Annotated in this window: 17 protein-coding genes, 4 pseudogenes and 1 riboswitch; of the genes and pseudogenes, 12 read left to right on the top strand and 9 right to left on the bottom strand. The window is 67.4% G+C overall.

Annotation, left to right across the window (positions count from 1 at the left end):
* Window positions 1–182 precede the first annotated feature (182 nt).
* Complete coding sequence (locus DEU38_RS10850) at window positions 183–1,256, bottom strand: 3-deoxy-7-phosphoheptulonate synthase (protein ID WP_114720932.1); 1,074 nt, start codon at window positions 1,254–1,256, stop codon at window positions 183–185.
* A 321-nt stretch (window positions 1,257–1,577) separates the two neighbouring features.
* Here DEU38_RS10850 and DEU38_RS10845 point away from each other — a divergent pair.
* Window positions 1,578–2,063: pseudogene (locus tag DEU38_RS10845) on the top strand (ATP-binding cassette domain-containing protein); the annotation flags it as partial.
* Window positions 2,064–2,065: 2 nt separating this feature from the next.
* A pseudogene (locus tag DEU38_RS10840) lies at window positions 2,066–2,455 on the top strand (response regulator transcription factor); the annotation flags it as partial.
* Here the strand turns inward: DEU38_RS10840 and DEU38_RS10835 are convergent.
* The gene (locus DEU38_RS10835; protein ID WP_258557784.1) at window positions 2,452–3,090 is read right to left on the bottom strand and encodes a TetR/AcrR family transcriptional regulator; all 639 of its coding nucleotides are present in this window, start codon (window positions 3,088–3,090) and stop codon (window positions 2,452–2,454) included. The pseudogene DEU38_RS10840 and the gene DEU38_RS10835 overlap by 4 nt on opposite strands.
* A 168-nt stretch (window positions 3,091–3,258) precedes the next feature.
* Here DEU38_RS10835 and DEU38_RS10830 point away from each other — a divergent pair, with 168 nt between their 5' ends.
* The 7 genes and pseudogenes from DEU38_RS10830 to DEU38_RS10800 all read left to right on the top strand — a co-directional run.
* The gene (locus DEU38_RS10830; RefSeq protein WP_114720929.1) at window positions 3,259–4,512 is read left to right on the top strand and encodes a cytochrome P450; all 1,254 of its coding nucleotides are present in this window, start codon (window positions 3,259–3,261) and stop codon (window positions 4,510–4,512) included.
* 19 nt (window positions 4,513–4,531) lie between these two features.
* Entirely contained in the window at window positions 4,532–5,341 is an 810-nt protein-coding gene (locus DEU38_RS10825; RefSeq protein ID WP_114720926.1) for an SDR family oxidoreductase, read from the top strand.
* Between the two features lie 19 nt (window positions 5,342–5,360).
* Window positions 5,361–6,506 carry a phosphotransferase family protein gene (locus DEU38_RS10820; RefSeq protein WP_114720923.1) on the top strand — a complete coding sequence of 382 codons (1,146 nt, stop codon included), beginning with the start codon at window positions 5,361–5,363 and terminating at the stop codon, window positions 6,504–6,506.
* Complete coding sequence (locus DEU38_RS10815; RefSeq protein WP_114720920.1) at window positions 6,503–7,603, top strand: hypothetical protein; 1,101 nt, start codon at window positions 6,503–6,505, stop codon at window positions 7,601–7,603. Before DEU38_RS10820 ends, DEU38_RS10815 begins: the two co-directional genes overlap by 4 nt.
* A gap of 50 nt (window positions 7,604–7,653) precedes the next feature.
* A complete protein-coding gene (locus DEU38_RS10810; RefSeq protein ID WP_114720917.1) occupies window positions 7,654–9,264 on the top strand; it encodes an ABC transporter substrate-binding protein in 1,611 nt (536 codons plus the stop codon).
* A gap of 143 nt (window positions 9,265–9,407) precedes the next feature.
* Window positions 9,408–9,611, top strand: a riboswitch (cobalamin riboswitch).
* A 147-nt stretch (window positions 9,612–9,758) separates the two neighbouring features.
* Window positions 9,759–12,020 carry a 5-methyltetrahydropteroyltriglutamate--homocysteine S-methyltransferase gene (metE, locus tag DEU38_RS10805; protein ID WP_114721016.1) on the top strand — a complete coding sequence of 754 codons (2,262 nt, stop codon included), beginning with the start codon at window positions 9,759–9,761 and terminating at the stop codon, window positions 12,018–12,020.
* 21 nt (window positions 12,021–12,041) lie between these two features.
* A pseudogene (locus DEU38_RS10800) lies at window positions 12,042–12,356 on the top strand (siderophore-interacting protein); the annotation flags it as partial.
* Between the two features lie 32 nt (window positions 12,357–12,388).
* Here the strand turns inward: DEU38_RS10800 and DEU38_RS10795 are convergent.
* Window positions 12,389–13,270: an NAD(P)-dependent oxidoreductase gene (locus tag DEU38_RS10795; RefSeq protein ID WP_114720914.1), complete on the bottom strand. Its 882-nt coding sequence runs from the start codon at window positions 13,268–13,270 to the stop codon at window positions 12,389–12,391.
* Window positions 13,271–13,367: 97 nt separating this feature from the next.
* Complete coding sequence (locus tag DEU38_RS10790; RefSeq protein ID WP_114720912.1) at window positions 13,368–13,733, bottom strand: Rv2640c family ArsR-like transcriptional regulator; 366 nt, start codon at window positions 13,731–13,733, stop codon at window positions 13,368–13,370.
* 94 nt (window positions 13,734–13,827) lie between these two features.
* On the opposite strand from DEU38_RS10790, the gene DEU38_RS10785 reads away from it, so the two are divergent.
* Window positions 13,828–14,295: an ArsI/CadI family heavy metal resistance metalloenzyme gene (locus DEU38_RS10785; protein ID WP_114721013.1), complete on the top strand. Its 468-nt coding sequence runs from the start codon at window positions 13,828–13,830 to the stop codon at window positions 14,293–14,295.
* A 43-nt stretch (window positions 14,296–14,338) separates the two neighbouring features.
* Here DEU38_RS10785 and DEU38_RS10780 read toward each other — a convergent pair whose 3' ends face one another.
* From DEU38_RS10780 to DEU38_RS10765, 4 genes are all read right to left on the bottom strand, one after another.
* Window positions 14,339–15,394, bottom strand: coding sequence for a nitronate monooxygenase family protein (locus DEU38_RS10780; RefSeq protein ID WP_220181897.1), 1,056 nt, complete (start codon window positions 15,392–15,394; stop codon window positions 14,339–14,341).
* Window positions 15,395–15,553: 159 nt separating this feature from the next.
* Window positions 15,554–15,958, bottom strand: coding sequence for an arsenate reductase ArsC (locus DEU38_RS10775; protein WP_114720910.1), 405 nt, complete (start codon window positions 15,956–15,958; stop codon window positions 15,554–15,556).
* Between the two features lie 3 nt (window positions 15,959–15,961).
* A complete protein-coding gene (gene arsB, locus DEU38_RS10770) occupies window positions 15,962–17,056 on the bottom strand; it encodes an ACR3 family arsenite efflux transporter (RefSeq protein ID WP_114720908.1) in 1,095 nt (364 codons plus the stop codon).
* The gene (locus DEU38_RS10765; RefSeq protein ID WP_114720905.1) at window positions 17,053–17,424 is read right to left on the bottom strand and encodes a helix-turn-helix transcriptional regulator; all 372 of its coding nucleotides are present in this window, start codon (window positions 17,422–17,424) and stop codon (window positions 17,053–17,055) included. The genes arsB and DEU38_RS10765 overlap by 4 nt, the downstream gene beginning before the upstream one ends.
* Before the next feature lie 86 nt (window positions 17,425–17,510).
* Between DEU38_RS10765 and DEU38_RS10760 the strand changes: the two are divergent.
* Together DEU38_RS10760 and DEU38_RS10755 are read left to right on the top strand one after the other, a co-directional pair.
* Window positions 17,511–17,612, top strand: a pseudogene (locus DEU38_RS10760) (methylisocitrate lyase); the annotation flags it as partial.
* Window positions 17,609–18,730, top strand: coding sequence for a bifunctional 2-methylcitrate synthase/citrate synthase (locus DEU38_RS10755; protein WP_114720903.1), 1,122 nt, complete (start codon window positions 17,609–17,611; stop codon window positions 18,728–18,730). The pseudogene DEU38_RS10760 and the gene DEU38_RS10755, both read left to right, overlap by 4 nt.
* A gap of 77 nt (window positions 18,731–18,807) precedes the next feature.
* On the opposite strand, the gene DEU38_RS10750 is transcribed toward DEU38_RS10755, so the two are convergent.
* Window positions 18,808–20,256 carry an MFS transporter gene (locus DEU38_RS10750; protein ID WP_114720900.1) on the bottom strand — a complete coding sequence of 483 codons (1,449 nt, stop codon included), beginning with the start codon at window positions 20,254–20,256 and terminating at the stop codon, window positions 18,808–18,810.
* Window positions 20,257–20,659 lie beyond the last annotated feature (403 nt).

Here is a 20,659-nt window from a genome sequence, read left to right as displayed (position 1 = left end):
CAACGTAGGGGTCCTTCGCGGTATTCGCCCGACTCGATCGGGATACCGACCACCCCGAACCGCCGATACCTGCTGGCCTCAGCCGCGCGAAGCGCCGATGGTGGCATCCGCCACCATGTGCGGAAGACACCCGCCGCACCCACCCCGGGCACGGGGTGGGTGCGTGGCGTGCGGTGTCCGGCTCAGCGGCGCGCGGCCACCGCGGCAGCGAGTCGATCCAGGGTCGCCGCGGTGGTGTCCCAGTCGATGCACGCGTCGGTGATGGACTGGCCGTAGGTGAGTTCGTCGGCCTGCCCGAGGGTCAAGTCCTGACGCCCGGCCTCGATGAAGCTCTCGAGCATGATGCCGACGATGCCCTTCTCGCCGGCCTCGATGCGCTCGGCGATGCCGATGACCACGTCGACCTGCTTGTTGTGGTCCTTGCGGCTGTTGCCGTGGCTGGCATCGACCACGACGCGCTCGGGCAGACCCGACTTACGCAGGCGCGCAAGGGTGTCCGCGACCGTCTCGGCGTCGTAGTTCGGTCCGTCTGTGCCGCCGCGCAGGATCACGTGGCAGTCCGGGTTGCCGACCGTGTGGATCAGCGCCGCCTGGCCCTCGAGATCGGTGCCGGGGAACACGTGGCTGGCGGCCGCCGCACGGGTGCCGTCGACCGCGACCTGAACGTCGCCCTCGGTGGAGTTCTTGACGCCGACCGGCATGGACAGCGCGCTGCACAGCTGACGGTGCACCTGACTGGCCGCGGTCCGGGCACCGATCGCGCCGTAGGTCACCAGGTCCGCGATGTACTGCGGGATGATCGGGTCGAGGAACTCGCAGCCGACGGGCAGGCCCAGACGGGAGATGTCGAGCAGCAGCTTGCGGCCCATCCGCAGGCCGGTGTTGATGTCGTAGGTGCCGTCGAGGTGCGGGTCGTTGAGCAGGCCCTTCCAACCCAGCGTGGTGCGCGGCTTCTCGAAGTACACGCGCATCACGATCTGCAGGTCGTCGCGCAGTTCCTCGGCCTTCGCGGCGAGACGACGCGCGTAGTCCATCGCGGCCTCGGGATCGTGCACCGAGCACGGGCCCACGACGACGACCAGGCGGTCGTCGTCGCCGTTGAGGATGTTCACGGTGTCGGCGCGGCCCGAGCGCACGGTGGCCGCGGCCACCTCGTCGGGGGTGTGCTCGGCGCGCACGACGGACGGCGCAACGAGCGGGCTGATACTGACGGTGCGCTGATCGTCGAGGCGCTGATCATTGGCGATAACGGTCATGGGGTTCGGTTTCCTGTTCTCAGGCCGACCCTCGAAGACTGTGAAGAATCCCAGCGAGCCGGTCTGTCATCCGGCTCTGGGGTGGATTGTCAGCGCGTGGTTACGCCGACCGACCCACCCGGGGCCGGCCTGCTAAACCAGAAATAGGTCGCTGACACGTTTGCCAGGTTAGCGGCACTTCCGACCGGTCGCACACCGACCCCCTCGAACGAGACGACGATCACACTCCTGCGCCCCACCGAGGTGCAGGCCGGTGAGCGACCGACAAACCCTGACAAATGTCACGGGTAGCTCGTGACGGAAGTGTGAGGGCGATCGGGTCGGCGCTGCGCAGATTGGCTGCGCCGCGCCGGGATCCTCGACATCACGTCCCGCCCGGTCCGCAAGTGCTCCGGTGGACAGCAGCAGCGGCTGCGGTTCGCGATGCCGCTGCTGCCCGACCCGTCGCTGATCCTGCTCGACGAACCGACGGCCGGCTTGGACGTCGAGGGGCGCCGCCAGTTCTGGTCGGCGATCCGTGCCGACGCCGACGCGGTCCGCGCCGTCGTATTCGCGACCCACGACCTCGAGGAGGCCGACGCCTACGCCGACCGCATCGTGCTGGTGCGACAGGGCCGGGTGGTCGCGGACGGCACCACCGCCGAGATCAAGGCGCTGACGGCCGGCCGCATCCTGCGCGCGACGCTACCCGGCGCGAACACCGAACTGCTGCAGTCCATCCCGCACGCCGACGCCGTCGAACTGCGCGGTCAGTCAGTCGTGGTGCACTCGTCGGACACCGACGGCGTCGCCCGATTCCTGCCCACCACGTGGTCGCCGAGGTGGGTCGCGGTGACGAGGTGGTCGGGGCCGCCGTCGAACACCACCCGGATGTCGCATTGCTCGACGTGGAAATGCCGGGACTGGACGGCATCTCGGCCACCGCGGCGCTGCGGGAGGCGATGCCGTCGACCCGCGTGCGTATCGTCGACCCGGCGCTGGCCGCGGACAGCCTCGTCAGCGGCGAGTCACCGCTCACCGAACGCGAGACCGAGGTGCTGCGGGCAGCGCGCGACGGAGCGCCGGTGGCATCGATCGCAGCGACGCTGTTCCTGTCCGCGGGGACCGTCCATAACCATCTGTCCTCGGCGATCGGCAAGACGGGCGCGGGCACCCGCACCGAGGCCGCGCGCATCGCCGACGCGAACGGCTGGCTCTAACCCGGGAAGAGCGGACCGTCGGGCAGCTCGGCCAGGCACGCCATCGTGCCCATCTCGACGAGGTTGACGACGAAAGTGTCGTGGTCGAGCGGAAACTCGCGTTCGGCGTCGTACGCCCGAGCCCGCGCGGCCATACCGGAGACCATGAAGTTGATCGTCAGGCGATAGCGTTCCTCCCGCACGGCGTCACTCATGCCGACCATCGATCGGCGGACGAGGTCCTTCGCGATCTCGCTGGCCGGTATGTACTGCGCGTCGGCCAGACCGCCGCGCCGCTCGTACACCTCGGCCACGATCTGCATGAAGTCCCGCCCCCGATCGTCGAGGAGCTTCGCAGCGAACGGGACCGTCAGCGCGCCGATCGAGTCGCGAAGAGCGGACTTCGAAGGCTCCCGGCCCACGCAGTACCGCTCGACCATCTCTTCGATGCGCTCCTTGATGTCCCCCATGTGACGCACCACGATCGCTTCGAGCAGGCCCTCCCGGGAGCCGAAGTAGTAGTGGACCGCGGAGTCGTTGCGAACCTCGGCCAAATCGTTGAGGTCCCGGATGCGGGCCCGATCGATACCTTCACGCGCGAACAGGTACTCCCCGGCTCGCATCAATCGCTCTTTCGCGGGAATGTCCGCCACCATGCTTGACAGCCTAACAAACTCCGTTAGTGTGTTCCGCATCACTCTTAACAGGCTCCGTTAACTGGATCTTTCTTCCGGGTTCGACGCTCTCACCAGCGTAGATCCCGCGTCACACGCTTGTTCTCAAACTCCACGGCACCTTCTCCGACGACCCTGAAGGATCAGCAAATGGATCTTCGAGCACCAATAGATCTTCCCGAAGGAATCGACTTCACCCATCCGTCGACATTCGAGGACGGGATACCGCACGACCTCTTCGCCGAACTTCGCCGGTCGGCGCCGGTGTGGTGGAATCCCCAGCGCCGCGGTGCCGCCGGCTACCAGGACGACGGATTCTGGGTGGTGTCCACCCACGACCTCGTCCAGGAGGTGTCCCGCTCCGACGGGGTGTTCTCCTCGTGGGAGAACACCGCATTGGTGCGCAACGAGGACGACTGCCCCCGCGCCCAGGTCGAGGCCGGCCGGTTGACCCTGTTGAACAAGGACGGGCCGGAACACGCGACACTTCGCCGGATCATCACACGCGGGTTCACACCGCGCGCCATCAACGGCCTCCGCGACGCCCTGCGCGTCAGGGCCGAGGACATCGCCCGTACGGCAGCGACTCTCGGCCGCGGCAACTTCGTCGAGCAGGCCGCGTGTGAACTACCGCTTCAGGCGATCGCCGACCTCCTCGGTATTCCGCAAGAGGACCGCCGCAAGATCTTCGACTGGTCCAACACGATGACGAGCCGCGACGATCCCGACGTCATGGACGACCCCCTCGTCGCGGTGCGGGAGGTCATGGAATACGCCCACGCCATGGCCACCGATCGGCGCGCGCGGCCCGCCGACGACATCGTCACCAAACTGGTCCAGGCGCAGATCTCGGACGGCTCCCTCACACCGGAGGAGTTCGCGCACTTCGTGATCCTGCTCATCGTGGCCGGCAGCGAGACCACGCGGAACTCGATCACCCAGGGGGTGATGGCGTTCGTCGACAACCCCGAGCAGTGGGAACTGTACAAACGCGAGCGACCCGCGACGGCAGTCGACGAGATCATCCGCTGGGCGAGCCCGGTGCTGTCGTTCCAGCGGACGGCGACCTGCGATACCGAACTCGGTGGTCAGCACATCCGCAAGGGCGACCGCGTCGTGATGCTGTACGCATCCGCGAACTACGACGAGCAGGTCTTCGACGATCCCCGGCGATTCGACATCACGCGTTCCCCGAACCCGCACCTGTCCTTCGGCGGCACCGGTGTGCACTACTGCGTCGGAGCCAACCTCGCCCGCCTGGAGGTCGATCTCATGTTCAACGCGATCGCCGACCACCTTCCCGACATCAGCATTCTCGGCCCTCCGGTGCGAATGCACTCGGGGTGGCTCAACAGCATCAAGGCACTGCCCGTCGACTACGGCTCCTGCCCGGTCGCCCACTGAATCGGCAAGGAGACCCAACGTGCACAGTCTCAACGGCAAGACCGTCGTCGTCACCGGCCACGCGTCGGGCATCGGGGCGGCGACGGCCGCCGCACTGACCGAACTCGGCGCTGTCGTGATCGGTGTCGACCGCGCCGCCGCCGATTCCGGGCCGCTCGTGGCCCGCACCGTCGTCGGCGACCTCTCCACCTCCGACGGCGTGCGCGCTGTCGCCGACGCCATCGACGGGCCGATCGATGTCCTGGTCAACAACGCCGGCGTCGCGGCGACCCAGCCGTGGCGGACGGTGCTGTCCGTCAACGCGCTCGCACCTCGTGACCTGACCCGCCTGTTGCTCCCCAAATTCGGTCCGCGGCCCGTCGTGGTCACCACCGCATCGCAGGCCGGCTTCCAGTGGCAGCGGAACTTCGCACGTGCCAACTCATTCCTCGCGATCGACGACTGGGACGAGGCCCTGGACTCGCTCGCCGATCTGCCCGGCATCGACCAACTCTGCTACTCGCTGTCCAAGGAAGCGGCCATCGTGAACTCGGGCAACCTGGCGGTGGACTACAAGACCCTCGGCCTGCGCTCCAACACCGTCTCCCCCGGCACGGTGGGAACGCCACTGCTGCCGGAGTTCACCGCGACGATGGGCGAGGCGGTCATCAACGGCGCGGCGGCCTGGGCCGGCAGGCACGCGGCCCCGGAGGAGATCGCCGACGCCATCGTCTATCTCGCGTCCGACGAGGCCTCGTGGATCAGTGGTGTCGACCTCCCGGTCGACGGCGGCTACGGGTCCCTCGTGTTCCGAACCCTCGTCGCACCCGCCACGAGCGCCGCGCAGTGACCCGGACAGAAGGGAAGCGATGACCACCCATCCGGCTCCGCCACGCGGAGTGAACACGACCGTCACCACCACCGCTACCGACGTCACCGGCCTGCAGCGCAGCCTCGAAGGCTGGATCCGGGACCGGCTCGCAACCCCGACCGCGCGGATCTCCGACCTGAGAAAGCCATCCGAGTCCGGGATGTCCAGCATCTCCGTGCTGTTCACCGTCGAGTGGGACCTGGACGGATCGCGTCAGCGCGCCGATCTCGTCGCGCGACTGGCGCCGGAGCCCACGGCACTTCCGGTGTTTCCCGGCTACGACCTCGAGCGTCAGGCCGCGGTGATGCGGACCGTCGCGGACCACAGCACGGTGCCCGTGCCACGGGTCAGATGGATCGAATCGTCGCCCGCCGTCCTGGGGCGGCCGTTCGTGGTGATGGATCGCGTCGACGGCGTGGTCCCGGTCGACAACCCGCCGTACGTCTTCGGCGGTTGGCTGCACGAGGCCACGACGGCGCAGTTGGACGTCGTGCAGCACGGCTCGGTCGACGTACTGGCCGGCATTCATTCCATTCCCGATCCCCGTTCCCTGCTGCCGGAACTCGGTGTCGGTACAGCCGACGACGCGCTGCGTCGGCACGTCGACGGCGAACGCGCGTACTACGAATGGACGCGGCAGGACGACGGACTGCGTATCCCGCTGTTGGAGAGAGGTTTCGACTGGCTGGAGGAGAACTGGCCCAGCAGTCCGTCCGAGCCGGTGCTGTGCTGGGGCGACTCCCGGATCGGGAACATCATGTACCGCGACTTCGCACCCGCGGCCGTCCTCGACTGGGAACTGGCCACGCTGGCCCCACGCGAACTGGACGTCGGCTGGTTCGTCTTCTTCCACCGGATGTACCAGGACATGGCCGAGCAGTTCGGCCGGCCGGGGCTACCGGGCTTCCTGCAACGCGCGGACGTGGTTGCCCACTACGAGAATACGACCGGAGTCGAGCTACGCGACCTCGACTTCTACCTCGGGTACGCGGCGATCCGCCACGGCATCATCATGTCCCGGATCAAACGGCGGTCCATCCACTTCGGCGACAGCCCTGCGCCCGACGACCCCGACGAATACGTCCTGCACCATCGAATGCTCCGACGGTTGATCGAAAACGAATACTCTTGGGAGACAATGTGAACCCCGATCCGCTCGACGAATACCCCATCCATCAGTCGCCGCTGTCCATGGCGCGGGTCGCCAGCAGCGACCGGAACTTCTACGACCGCTTCTACTTCAACGGTCACGACCGCACCGGAGACATCTTCCTCGTGTCCGGCTTCGGTGTGTACCCCAATCTGGGTGTCCGCGACGCGTTCGTCACCGTCCGCCGCGGTGACACCCAGAGGTCGGTCCGGTTCTCCGACGCGCTGGACGCCCGCTCGATCGAAGCCGAGGTCGGCGGGTACCGCCTCGAGGTCGTCAAACCCCTGCAGACCGTCCGCCTGATCTGTGACCACGCGGATCTGTCGGCCGACCTCGTCTGGGAGGGCGCCTTCCCCGCGGTGCTCGAGGAGCATCACGAGCTCATGGCGGGCAACCGGCCGTCGCTCGACGCCAGCCGCTTCGCTCAGGTCGGAAGCTGGGCCGGCACCATCAGCGTGGACGGCACGGACCTCACCGTGGATCCCTCGGTGTGGACGGGCACCCGCGACCGCTCCTGGGGCATCCGGCCGGTGGGCGAACGCGAACCGCTCGGCCGAATGGCCGACGAGCCGGTCGGTGGATTCTGGTGGGCGTACGTTCCGTTGCGATTCGACGACTACGCGCTGATGATCATCGCGCAGGAGGGACCGGACGGACACCGGACGCTCAACCACGCCACCAGAATCTTCCCCGACGGTCGAATCGAGCAGTTGGGCTGGCCGCGATTCGAGATCACCTACCGCAGCGGAACCCGCACCCCCGAATCGATTCGCATTCATCTCACCACGCCGACCGGCGATCCCCTCGTGGTCGACATCGACCCGCTCGGATTCGTCGTCCTGCAGATCGGCTCCGGGTACGGCAGTGATCCCGAGTGGAATCACGGGCAGTGGAAGGGCCGCAGCTGGAGCTCCTCCTCGCTGTACGACCTGACCGATCCCGCACTCGCGCCCCGGATTCCGCACGGCACCGTCGAACACATCGCCCGCGCCACCTGCAACGGCGACGTGGGTTGGGGCATGTTCGAGCACGGTGTCGCCGGCCGCCACGACCCGTCCGGATTCCTCACCGCCCAGACCATGGCGCCGTAGCACGCTCACGGTCCCCGGTCCTCTCAGCTTCGAAACGGAAGAAGGTTCGAATGAAACGATCGTCTCTCGCCCGCGCCGGAACGATGTTCACGGCACTCGCCACCGCCACCGTGCTACTGGCCGGGTGTGCCGGCGAGTCAGGTTCGTCGACCGACGCCTCCGACGTGAGGACCGGGATCGTGGGAGAGCAACCGGACGGCGGCGATCCGCAGTCCGGCGGCATGGTCTCGTACGCCACGTACAACGGTGTGAGCAGTCTCGATCCGGCCGACCGCCAGGACGGCGGCGCCACCGGTGGCAGCGAGATGGCGGCGATCTACGACCTGTTGATGCGCTACGACTCCGAAAGCAAGGAGTATCAGCCACAACTCGCGCAGTCGCTGACCGCGAACGCCGACAACACGGTGTGGACGTTGAAGCTCCGGCCCGACGCGAAGTTCAGTGACGGAACCCCGGTGAATGCCGCGGCGGTGCAGTGGAGCATCAACCATTACCTGGAGAAGAGGGGCACGCACAGCCAGGTGTGGAAGGCGAGTGTCGCCGACGTCGCCTCGCCCGATCCGGCGACGGTGGTGTTCACGCTCAAGCAGGCGTGGAACGAGTTCCCGATCATGTTCACCACCGGGCCCGGCATGATCGTTTCGCCGGCCTCGACGGCGACCGGCACCTTCACTCCGGTCGGTGCCGGCCCGTTCCAAGTCGAGAAGTTCGCCTCCCAGGACGAACTGGTCCTGACCGCGAACCCGACCTACTGGAACGGCAAGCCGCACCTGGACAAGCTGCGCTTCCCCGCCATCGTCAATGAGCAGGCCAAGGTCGACGCCCTGCACACCGGTGGCATCCAGGCGGCCTACCTGCGAGCGGCCGACGTCGTGCACGGCGCCCTCGAAGCGGGCGACCCCGGATACGTCTACACCGCCAACATGGGTGGCATCGGTCTGATCAATCAGCGCGAGGGTCGAGCAGGCTCGGACGAGCGGGTTCGCAAGGCGGTCGTGGCCTCGTTCAACCCCGAGTCCTACAACGAACGCTACGAGGGCGGCTTCGGGTTGCCCAGCAGCGACATGTTCCAGTCGGGGTCCAAGTGGCACGGCGACGTGGCCGGCCCCGCCTACGACCCGGAAGCGGCGAAGAAGTACCTCGCGGAGGCCAAGGCCGACGGATACGACGGCAAGCTCACCTACGTCGGGCTCAACGATCCGGCGGCCCAGCGCGGCGCCCTGGCCTTCCAGTCGATGCTGCAGGCGGTCGGATTCACCGTCGAGATCGTCTGGGCGACCAACATCAACGATCTCGTGAAGAAGACGTTCGTGCAGTACGACTACGACGTCTCGTACTCGGGGTTCAACGTTCTCGACGAGTCGCCGTTCGTGCGTCTGTACGGCAATCTCTTCAGCGAATCACCCTCGAATGCCCTCGGGTACAAGAACCCGCAGATGGACGCGCTGCTCGGCAAGCTGCAGACCGCCCCGACGGACGAGGCCCGGCTCGGGGTCGTCCAGGAGATCCAGACCCTCGTGAACGACACGGCACCGATGGTCGTCACCGGCGCCGGCAAGTACTTCATCCCGTGGAGCAAGAACGTCCACGGGATCACGCCCAGCGCCGACGGCATCCTGCTCTTCGGAGACGCCTGGCTCACCGAGGATTCGGAGTCGTAGGGCGGCGCGACAAGCGAACATTCCGTCCCCGATCGGGCGGGCCTGTCACCGGGCCCGCCCGATCGGTGTGTTTCGAGGGCTTATGCTGGGCGGTGCAGCTGGTTCGCCAGGCGCGGTCGTGAGGAGCCCCGAAGACCACCGCCCGGCGTCGAAGCATCCGCGGTCACGAGACCACGGGGGTGAGAGGGAACCCGGTGAGAATCCGGGACTGTCCCGCAGCGGTGAGTGGGAACGACCGCCGTCACATGCACTGGACCGAGAAGGTCTGGGAAGCGACGGCCAGTAGGTTTCGGCGCTGTCCGAAGTGTCCACGAGTCCGAAGACCTGCCGACTGTGTCGGGCACGCCGTGCCCGACGGTCCACCGCCTCGAGGAAAAGGCGAGTAGATCAGCTCGGTACTTCGTGCTGCCCCATTGGCGGACGCACACCAGGGGCTCGGTCTGTTCTCGTCTGCCGGTGGTGGCCATCCACGCTGTGAGCAACTGGAGAACACCGTGACATTCGCTTTCACCGCAACCGTGCTGGGCTCCCCGCGCATCGGGCCCCGGCGCGAACTGAAGAAGGCCGTCGAGTCCTACTGGGCCGGGAACCTCGACGCCGCCGCACTCGAGACCGTGGCGAAGGATCTGCGCCGGCAGACCTGGACCGAACTGGTCGACGCCGGCATCGACTCCGTGCCGGTCAACGTCTTCTCGTACTACGACCAGATGCTGGACACCGCCGTCATGCTCGGCGCGCTGCCGGAGCGGGTCGCCGGGATCGACAACGCACTGGACCGCTACTTCGCCGCCGCCCGCGGCAACGCGACCGTGACGCCGCTCGAGATGACGAAGTGGTTCGACACCAACTACCACTATCTGGTCCCCGAGATCACCCCGGACACCGTCTTCACGCTCGACCCGTCGAAGGTGCTCGGCGAGGTGAACGAGGCACTGGCGCTGGGTGTTCCGGTCCGACCCGTCGTGATCGGACCGGTCACGTTCCTGCTGCTGTCCAAGTTCGAGGGCGGAGCTCCGCTGGATCGCCTCGACGAGATCGTGGCGCTGTACGCCGATCTGCTGGCGCGTCTCGAGGACGCGGGCGTCGAGTGGGTGCAGATCGACGAGCCGGCCCTGGTCGCGGACCGCACCGACGCCGAGATCGCCGCGGTCGGCGCGGTGTACAACCGCCTGTCGGCGCTCGATCGCCGTCCGGCGATCCTGCTGGCGTCGTACTTCGGCGACCTGGGTCCGGCGCTGCCGGTACTCGCCGAGACCGGTGTCGAGGGGCTGGCCGTGGACCTGGTCGCGGGCTCGCTCGATTCCGTGATCGCGACCCCGGGCCTCGAGCGCAAGCACGTCGTCGCCGGTGTGGTCGACGGCCGCAACATCTGGCGCAATGATCTCGACGGTTCGCTCGACGCCCTCGAGGCCCTGCGCGAGCGCGCCGGTTCGGTGGCCGTCTCCACGTCGTGCTCGCTGCTCCACGTCCCGTACACCCTCGACGGCGAGGACGGCCTGGATCGCGCGCTGCGGTCGTGGCTGACCTTCGGTGTCGAGAAGATCAAGGAGGTCGCCACACTGGCTACCGGCGTGCAGTCGGGCCGCGACGCCATCACCGCCGAGCTGACCGACGCCCGCGCAGCGGCGGCCACCCGCGCCGCCGACCCGCGTCTGCACGACGACGCGATCCGCGACCGGCTCGCCACACTGACCGACGCGGACCGTCGTCGCAGCCCGGCCGCCGAGCGTCGTGCGGCCCAGTCCGCGGTGCTGCCGCTACCCCCGCTGCCCACCACCACGATCGGCTCGTACCCGCAGACCACCGCCATCCGGGTCGCCCGCGCGGCGCTGCGCAAGGGCGAGATCGACGACGCCGAGTACGTGCGGCGGATGCAGTCCGAGATCGCCGATGTGGTTGCGTTGCAGGAGAAGCTGGGCCTGGACGTGCTCGTGCACGGCGAGCCCGAGCGCAACGACATGGTGCAGTACTTCGCCGAACAGCTCGACGGCTTCTCCGCGACCGTGAACGGGTGGGTGCAGTCGTACGGCAGCCGCTGCGTGCGTCCGCCGATCCTGTTCGGCGACGTCCGCCGTCCGCGGCCGATGACCGTCGACTGGACGTCGTACGCACAGTCCCTCACCGCAAAGCCGGTCAAGGGCATGCTCACCGGCCCGGTGACGATCCTGGCGTGGTCGTTCGTGCGCGACGACCAGCCGCTTGCGAGATCGGCCGATCAGATCGCGCTCGCGATTCGGGACGAGACGGTCGACCTCGAGAAGTCGGGTGCACAGGTCATCCAGGTCGACGAGCCGGCGCTGCGCGAACTGCTGCCGCTGCGCGCGGTGGACCAGCCCGCCTACCTGGACTGGGCGGTCGGGGCGTTCCGGCTGGCGACGTCGGGCATCGAGGACTCGACGTCCGTGCACACCCACCTGTGCTACTCCGAGTTCGGCGAGGTGATCGGGGCGATCGCCGGCCTGGATGCCGACGTCACCTCGATCGAGGCCGCTCGCTCGCACATGGAGGTGCTCGACGACCTCAACGCGGTCGGCTTCGACCTCGGTGTCGGGCCAGGGGTCTACGACATCCACTCGCCGCGCGTCCCGTCGGTCGACGAGATCGCCGGATCGCTACGGGCCGCGCTCAAGGCGGTGCCCTCCGAGCGCCTGTGGGTCAATCCGGACTGCGGCCTCAAGACCCGCGGACCCGTCGAGGTGGAGGCGTCGCTGCGCAACCTCGTCGAGGCGGCGCACGTGGTGCGCGCCGCGATCTAGGTAGCTCCGGGCGCACCCCCGATCCGACGGGGGTGCGCCCGGACACCCAGTTACGGCAGGCTCACCTTCGGCGGCACAGACCTCCACCGCTTCAGCTCGGTCTCCCCCGAGCAGCAGGTCAAGTTGTTCTTCTCCCGCACCGACAGCGAGCCCGAGGTGCCGCCGCGACCCTCGGACGGCGACATCATGACCTGGCACCGCGCGTATCTCGCGATGCCCGACGACATCCGTCCGTGGATGCGCGCCTACACGATTCGCGCGCATCGCCCGGACGTGCAGGAAGTCGACATCGACTTCGTGCTCCACGGCGACGAGGGGCCGGCGTCGGCATGGGCGGGCAGGCCGCGGCCGTCGGCTGAGCGACCGCCTCAGTCGTTCGTCAAACCGGCCCGGCGCCGGGTGGACTCGGTGATCGCGGACCAGTCCTGGTCGGCCTGCCCGTGCGCGAGCGCGTCGAGGAACACATTCTCGAGCGCGCTGCCGAACAGCAGGCCGATCCGGGCATCGTGCGCCTCCGACAGCGCCAGTCGAACATCCTTGAGGCCCAGCGTGAGCCGGAAACCGGCGGGCTCGTAGTTGCGCTGCGCGATCATCTTCCCGTAACCGCCGTAGACGCCGCCCGGGAAGAGGCTGTCGTTCATGACCTCCATCAACAGCTCGGGTGAACCGCCCACCTTCTCCGCCACCGTCGTCGCCTCGGCCATCGCCTGGATCGCGTTGGCGATCAGATAGTTTCCGAGGATCTTGACGACGTTGGCCTGCTTCGGATCGTCACCGATCCGCCACGTCCGACGCCCGATCACCGCGAGCAGCGGGGCCACCTCGTCCACCGCGGTGGGATCACCGGCGGCGAGCACCGTGAGCTCTCCCGCCTCGGCGACCTCCGCCCGGCCGAACACCGGCGCGGCGACGTAGCGGATCCCCCTCTCCCCCAATGCCGATACCGCCTCCGTCGACATCCCCGGGCTCACGGTCGCCAGGTTGACGTGCACCGAACCGGGCTGCGCGGCCTGCAGCGACGGCGCCGACAGCACCGCTTCCGCGAACGCCCGGTCGTCGGCGAGTGAGCTGAACACCACCGGCTGGTGCAGCGCATCCGACACCGCCGACACCTCGGTGGCTCCGTAGTCGACCACACCCGCAGCCCTACCGGGAGTGCGATTCCACACCTTCACCGCATGTCCGGCGCGGGCGAGATTGCGCGCCATCGGTTGCCCCATCGTGCCCATGCCCAGAAATCCGACGTCCACGACAGACTCCTCGCGATCGAGAAACGCGGTAACACGGCTCGGTCCACTGTAACGCGCGCTGCAGCGCCGAGGCTCCCCGATCGCGCGCACCCCGCGGTCAGGGCCGAACGCAGCAGTTCGGGTCCAGCACCACTCGCAGCGCGTCGAGCGCCTCGGCCTGTGCACGGTAGAAGACATTCATGCCGCGGCGGGTGCGCTCGACCATCCCGGCCTTCTTGAGCTGGCCGAGGTGATGACTGACGGTCGACTCCGCCAGGCCGACACCGGTGGCCAGGTCGCACGTACACACCTCGCCGCCGTCCGCGGTGAGCAGGATCGACATGAGCTTGATCCGGACCGGGTCGGCGAGAGCCTTCAGCCGCAGTGCGAGTTGCAGCGCCGCCTCGTCGCCCATCGGGCCCGCCGAGACGGGAGCGCAGCAGATCGGGGCACTGACATCGACCATCGGCAGCGTCTTGGGCATGACAACGATCGTAACCACTTACTTGACTTATGTCGAAAAGATGGGCACTCTCGAAGTCGGTAATTCGATATATGTCGCATAAGTGGAGGCTGTCATGTCACGCGCCCAGCTCGCTCTCAACGTCGACGACCTGCAGGAGGCGATCACGTTCTACTCCAAGCTGTTCGGCACCGAGCCCGCGAAGGTCAAGCCCGGCTACGCGAACTTCGCGATCGCCGAACCCCCTCTCAAGCTGGTACTGCTCGAAAATCCGGGCAAGGGCGGCACCCTCAACCACCTGGGCGTCGAGGTCGAGTCCAGCACCAAGGTTCACGAGGAGATCGCCCGACTGACCGGCGAGGGCCTGTTCACCGACGAGGAGATCGGCACCACCTGCTGTTTCGCCACGCAAGACAAGGTGTGGGTCACCGGTCCGGCGGGCGAGAAGTGGGAGGTCTACACGGTCCTCGCCGACTCGGACACCTTCGGCTCGAGCCCGCAGCATCCGTCCAGCACCGACAGCGGGGTGTGCTGCGGCACCTCTGCCGACGAGGCGCCGGCTGGCGAATCCTCCTGTTGCTGAACACGTATCGGACCGGATCGCATCACCGCCGGTTTCCCTGGACCTAGCGGACCTTCTCGAGTTCGTCGAGGCATCGCTCGGCTCGGCTCACGATCTCGTCGATCAACTCGGCCACACTCGGAAGATCGTCGATCATTCCGACCACTTGACCGGAGGCGAGGACGCCCGCGCGAGCGTTGCCCTCGACTAGTCCTGCCCGCAACAGCATCGGACTGTTCGCCGACATCATCAGCTGGGACAGGGTGCGATCACCGGATCGCACCATAGTGAGGCCTTCGGCGATCATCGATCGCCACGAGATGCCGGTCAGCTTCCGGAACCTGACGGTGTTTACGGCCGCGTGCGCCAACGTGCGGACGCCCCGGGTGCGTTCCAGTGCATCGACGAGTTCGGTGCGCAACACCCGGTGCGGGATCCCGTCGACCTTCGTCGTGACGACGGTGTCATTCAGCCCACGGGCCAGATACTCCCGTTTCACGGACTCCGGGACGGTGCTCTCCTTCGTCAGCAGGAATCGCGTCCCCATCGCGATACCCGAAGCACCGCAGGCCAACGCGGACGCGAGACCGCGGCCGTCGAAGAAGCCTCCCGAAGCAATCACCGGTATGTCCACGGCATCCAGCACCGAGGGCAACAGAAGGCTGGTGGCGACACCACCTGTGTGGCCACCACCCTCGCCGCCCTGCACGATCACCGCATCTGCACCCCAACGCGCCACCTTCTCGGCGTGGCGCGCGGCGCCGACGGACGGAATCACCACCACGCCGGCCTCTTTGAACCGAGCGATCATCTCCTCGCGCGGGGCCAACGCGAACGACGCGACCCGCACGCCCTCGCGGATGATCAGGTCGACCCGCTTCTGTGCATCCTCGGCGTCGGCGCGCAGATTGACACCGAACGGAGCATCGGTGCGCGCCTTGACATCCCGGATCGCCGTGGCCAGTTCGTCGTAGGTCATCGTCGCCGACGCGAGAATGCCGAGCCCGCCGGCCCGAGCGGTCGCGGTGACCAGTCGGGATCCGGACACCCACCCCATGCCGGTCTGCACGACCGGATGCTCGACGCCGACCAGTTCGGTGATCCTCGTCTTCAGTGTCACGACCGCGCCCCCTCAGCCACCCGAACGCGCGCGTCCGACCCGATCACGACTGCACGGACAAGCGTGAGCATCCCATCCCCCTCGATCTCCCAAAGCAAGCACTTGCTTGGTAAGGTAGCAGAGGTTTGGTTGCGCACCGGGATCAATGGACGACTTGGGCTATTCCGGAAGCAGTTCGGCGATCAGCGCCTCGACCCGGGCCCGAATCTCGTCGCGGATCGGACGCACCGCGTCCACGCCCTGCCCGGCCGGGTCGTCGAGCGTCCAGTCGCGGTAGCTGACACCGGGGAACACCGGGCAGGTGTCGCCGCACCCCATCGTGATCACGACGTCGGAGGACTCGACGGCGTCGGGCGTGAGAATCTTCGGGCTCTGCCGCGAGATGTCGATGCCGACCTCGGCCATCGCCTGGACGGCAGCGGGATTGACCGACTCGGCTGGAGCCGAGCCCGCCGACCGCACCTCGATCCTGTCCCCCGCCAGGTAGACGAGGAACGCTGCGGCCATCTGTGATCTTCCGGCGTTGTGGACGCAGACGAACAACACATTCGGGGTCGTGGACACGAATCAGGACTCCTTCCGGGCTGCTGCGGGCACGTGCCCCGCGAAACGTGTGCGGAGCGCGAGGGACACGTAGACGAGGCCGACCAGCACGGGCACCTCGATCAGAGGCCCCACGACACCGGCCAGCGCCTGACCGGACGACGCCCCGTACGTCGCGATGGCCACGGCGATGGCGAGCTCGAAGTTGTTGCCGGCAGCGGTGAACGCGAGCGTGGTGGTGCGCTCGTAGCCGAGACCCATCGCGGCACCGAGGGCGTAGCCGCCGCCCCACATGATCGCGAAGTAGGCGAGCAGCGGGATCGCGATCCGCACGACGTCCAGGGGCCGGGAGGTGATCTGGTCGCCCTGCAGCGCGAAGAGGATCACGATGGTGAACAGCAGACCGTAGAGGGCCCACGGGCCGATCTTCGGCAGGAACGTCGACTCGTACCAGTCGCGGCCCTTGGCCTTCTCCCCGAAGTGGCGGGTGAGGAACCCGGCGAGCAGCGGGATGCCCAGGAAGATCAGCACCGACTTCGCGATCTGCCACGGCGAGGTGTCGATCGTGGTCTGCTCGAGTCCCAGCCAGCCGGGCAGGACCGAGAGGTAGAACCAGCCCAGGACGGCGAACATGAGCACCTGGAACACCGAGTTGATCGCGACCAGGACGGCGGCGGCCTCGCGGTCACCGCAGGCGAGGTCGTTCCAGATGATGACCATTGCGATGCACCGGGCGAGTCCGACGATGATCAGGCCCGTCCGGTACTCGGGCAGGTCGGGCAGCAGCAGCCAGGCGAGGGCGAACATCAGCGCCGGCCCGACGACCCAGTTGAGGACCAGCGAGCCGATAAGCATCTTGCGGTCGCCGGTCACGGTGTCGAGGCGGTCGTAGCGCACCTTCGCGAGCACCGGGTACATCATGATCAGCAGGCCGAGCGCGATCGGCAGCGAGATCCCGTCGATCTCGACGGCGCTCAGCGCGTCGCCGAGCCCGGGGATCATCCGGCCCAGCAGCAGGCCGACGACCATCGCGACGCCGATCCACACCGGCAGGAAACGATCCAGCGTCGAGAGCCTGCCGACCACGGCGGGCTGCGGGACGCTGGAAGCCCCGCTCACGCCGTGACCTCCGCACAAGCCCGCGACGGCCCACCCTGCGCCACGAGTACCTCCGACAGCTGCCGCAGCGCAGCGGGAATCACCCAGTAGTACACCCACGTTCCGCGGCGTTCGCAATCGAGCAGCCCCGCCTCGCGCAGCACCTTGAGATGGTGCGAGATGGTCGGCTGCGACAGGTCGAACGTATCGGAGATGTCGCACACGCATGCCTCGCCGCCGGCGTGACTGGCCACCAGGCTCAGCAACCGCAGCCGCACCGGGTCACCGAGCGCCTTGAACATACGGGCCAGGTCACCGGCCCGGTCCTCGGTCAGTGGCGTGCGCGCGAGCGGCGAACAGCATGCGTCGCCCGGATCTTGATTCGACATCCTTCAATATTGACAGATATCGAATCAGAGATTCAACCGGTCAGCGCCTGAAGTGGGGGTGGTCACGACGCCGGCGGGTACGGCAGCAGATGCAGACCCGCTCCCGGCTGTACGAACTGCTCGAGTACGAGCGCTACAACGAGTTCGATTCCGGAGTCTTCAACTTCACGCTCGGAGGGAACCAATGACGAATGCAGTCCCGACGATCCGCAAAGGCCTGGCCGGCGTCGTCGTCGACACCACCGCGATCTCCAAGGTCGTACCCGAGACCAACTCGCTGACCTACCGCGGTTACGCGGTCCAGGATCTCGCCGCGAACTGCAGCTTCGAGCAGGTCGCGTACCTCCTGTGGAAAGGCGAACTGCCCTCGGACGCCCAGCTCGAGCTGTTCTGCCAGCGTGAGCGGGCGGCCCGCCGCGCCGACCGGTCGCTGCTCTCGCTCGTGGCGAAGATGCCGGACAACTGCCATCCGATGGATGTGGTCCGCACGGCGATCAGCTTCCTCGGCGCGGAAGACCCGCAGGAGTGGGACAACTCGCCGAAGGCCAACCGCGAGAAGGCGCTTCGCATGATGGCGGTGCTGCCGACGATCGTCGCGGCCGATCACCGTCGCCGGCACGGCCTGGATCCGATCGCCCCGCACAGCCACCTCGGGTTCGCCGAGAACTTCCTGGGCATGTGCTTCGGTGAGATCCCGGAGCCGGAGATCGTGAAGGCGTTCGAGGTCTCGCTGATCCTGTACGCGGAGCACAGCTTCAACGCGTCGACCTTCGCCGCCCGCGTGGTCACCTCGACTCTGTCGGACATCTACAGCGCCGTCACCGCCGCGATCGGCACCCTCAAGGGCCCGCTGCACGGCGGTGCCAACGAGGCGGTCATGCACGACATGATCGAGATCGGTGAGCCCGAGCGCGCCGAGGCCTGGATGAGGGACAAGCTGGCCCGCAAGGAAAAGGTCATGGGCTTCGGGCACCGCGTCTACAAGAACGGCGACTCGCGCGTCCCGACGATGCGTCAGGCATTCTTCGATGTCGCCACGAAGACCGATGGCGAGAAGTGGGTCCAGATGTACGAGATCCTCGAGCGCACCATGAACGAGGCCACCGGACTCGAGCCCAATCTCGACTTCCCCACCGGGCCCGCCTACTACCTGATGGGCTTCGACATCGAGGTCTTCACCCCCGTCTTCGTGATGAGCCGCATCACCGGATGGACCGCGCACATCATCGAGCAGGGCGAGTCCAACGCCCTGATCCGACCGCTCAGCGAATACACCGGCGTGCCACAGCGCTCGGTGGTGGTCTGACCGTCGCAGCACGAGAATCGGCTCGGGGCCTGGACCGCAGTTGCGGTCCAGGCCCCGAGCCGTCCAAGCGTGTGGGACTACAGGTCCTGGCCGCGCCGTCCGACGGTGATGCCGAAGGCCAGAATTGCACCGAGCAGGGCCGCGCCGGCGGCGACGATGAAGCCGACGAAGAAGCCGTCCGAGCTGTACACCGGGCCGGCGGGACCGACGGTGATCACATGCTGGGCCAGCAGGGCGAAGCCCACCGACGACAGCATTCCGCCGAACATCGACTGGGACAGTCCGGTGAAGTTGGCACCGATCGCGCGCTGGTCGGCCGGCAGGGCCATCATCACCAGATTCGGGATGGCGGCGTAGATCATCGAGCCGAAGCCGATCAGGCCGTAGCCGAACACGACCTGCCAGGCCTGGTCCGGGGTGGTGGCGAGCAGGGCCGCGCCCAGGGCGATGAAAACCGATCCGCCGATGAGGTGCTGACGGAAGCCGATTCGCTTCGAGGTGGCGCCGACGAACACGCCGCCGAGGACGATCAGGATGCCACCGGGCAGCATCCACAGCGCCATGTCGGTGACCGACAGACCGAATCCGTAGTCCGCCGCCTCCTTGGGCGTCTGCAGCAGCATCGGGATCAGCGTCGCTGTGAGCGTCGTTGCGCCGTAGGCGATACCACCCGCGAGCAGCGTGATGCCGACCTTGCGGCTGGCCAGAACATCGATGCTGATGAGCGGCTCGGGGCAGCGACGCTCCCAGACCACCCATGCGACCGCGAAGATGACGGTGACGGCAAGCGTGCCGAGCGTCTTGCCGCTCAGCCAGCCCCAGCCGGCACCCAGCGACAGCGCCAGCATGACGGTGAACAGGGCGACCGTCAGCAGGAACGCGCCGAGCCAGTCGACCGAAACCTTTGCGCGCAGCGGAGTTTCCGGGACGAAGAACAGAGTCAGGAGGCCGCCGACGGCGCACAGAGCGAAGGAGAACCAGAAGACCGAGGACACGTCGGTGCGATCGAGCATGAAGCCCGAGATCAGCGGGGCGACGACGGTGACGACACCGACGCCGGTGTTCGCGATGCTGATGGACATCGCCTGCAGGCGGGCCGGGAAGATGTCACGGATCAGCGAGTAGCCGAGCGCGGTGAAGGCGAAGCCGACACCGGACAGGAAGCGGCCGACCAGCAGGATCGGGAAGGTCGGCGCGATGGCCGAGATGAGCGCACCGAGGCTCGCGATCGCCGCGGTCACCACGAGAATGCGCTTCTTGCCGTAGACGTCGGCCAGCTTGCCCAGGATCGGGGACGCGATAGCGGCGGCGAGAACGAGTGCAGTCATGACCCAGACGACCTGCGTCGTCGAGTACTTCACGGCAATCTTCGGCAGTGCGGGGGTGAAGAGGGCGAAGGCCAGTGCCGCCTGCTCGGTAAGCAGGACGAGGATCAGCAGAACGCGGATCCAGTACCCGGTCGAGCCGCCGGGATCACCGGCACCCCGCACGGGGGCTTCGTCGCCCTTTGAGACGGTGACTGACATTTCCTACCTACATTCCAGTCGTGTGCCCAACAGTGACCGCAAGCACGTTAGGAGGTGAGACGCGACTCACCTCCATCGTTTCCCGGTGAGCGGAAAAGTGTTCCGAATCGAAAGACGCACCCCCACCTCGCCGGGCGCCGATCGATGCCGCGCGCCGCCACCCGACCGGAAACTTCGTGCCCGCAAGTGTTTTTCGGGAATCCTGCAGGCGTGTTCCGCTGGGCCGAATCCGCTTGCACGAATCCACGACTGACGCCAGGTAACGCGCACCACACGGACTCGGTTCGCTAGTCGCGGATCCGCGCAGACTCGCCCGGGAAACGTTCACCGCACCGATCCCGAACCCGGCCGACACCCCGAGGGCCCGCGACCGTCCGGCCCAGCCGTCACCCCCTCCGAAACG

The sequence above is a fragment of the Rhodococcus sp. AG1013 genome (assembly GCF_003350365.1).
Lineage (GTDB): Bacteria > Actinomycetota > Actinomycetes > Mycobacteriales > Mycobacteriaceae > Prescottella.
Note: the sequence above shows the minus strand (reverse complement) of the source record. Positions and strands in the feature narration are given on the sequence as shown.

Excerpts from the sequence above, each read along its gene's own strand:
- DEU38_RS10810 (WP_114720917.1), top strand. The coding sequence starts at position 7,654 with ATGAAACGATCGTCTCTCGCCCGCGCCGGAACGATGTTCACGGCACTC.
- DEU38_RS10835 (WP_258557784.1), bottom strand. The coding sequence starts at position 3,090 with ATGGTGGCGGACATTCCCGCGAAAGAGCGATTGATGCGAGCCGGGGAG.
- DEU38_RS10765 (WP_114720905.1), bottom strand. The coding sequence starts at position 17,424 with ATGTCGAATCAAGATCCGGGCGACGCATGCTGTTCGCCGCTCGCGCGC.
- DEU38_RS10850 (WP_114720932.1), bottom strand. The coding sequence starts at position 1,256 with ATGACCGTTATCGCCAATGATCAGCGCCTCGACGATCAGCGCACCGTC.
- DEU38_RS10750 (WP_114720900.1), bottom strand. The coding sequence starts at position 20,256 with ATGTCAGTCACCGTCTCAAAGGGCGACGAAGCCCCCGTGCGGGGTGCC.
- DEU38_RS10790 (WP_114720912.1), bottom strand. The coding sequence starts at position 13,733 with ATGCCCAAGACGCTGCCGATGGTCGATGTCAGTGCCCCGATCTGCTGC.
- DEU38_RS10820 (WP_114720923.1), top strand. The coding sequence starts at position 5,361 with ATGACCACCCATCCGGCTCCGCCACGCGGAGTGAACACGACCGTCACC.
- DEU38_RS10785 (WP_114721013.1), top strand. The coding sequence starts at position 13,828 with ATGTCACGCGCCCAGCTCGCTCTCAACGTCGACGACCTGCAGGAGGCG.
- DEU38_RS10830 (WP_114720929.1), top strand. The coding sequence starts at position 3,259 with ATGGATCTTCGAGCACCAATAGATCTTCCCGAAGGAATCGACTTCACC.
- DEU38_RS10755 (WP_114720903.1), top strand. The coding sequence starts at position 17,609 with ATGACGAATGCAGTCCCGACGATCCGCAAAGGCCTGGCCGGCGTCGTC.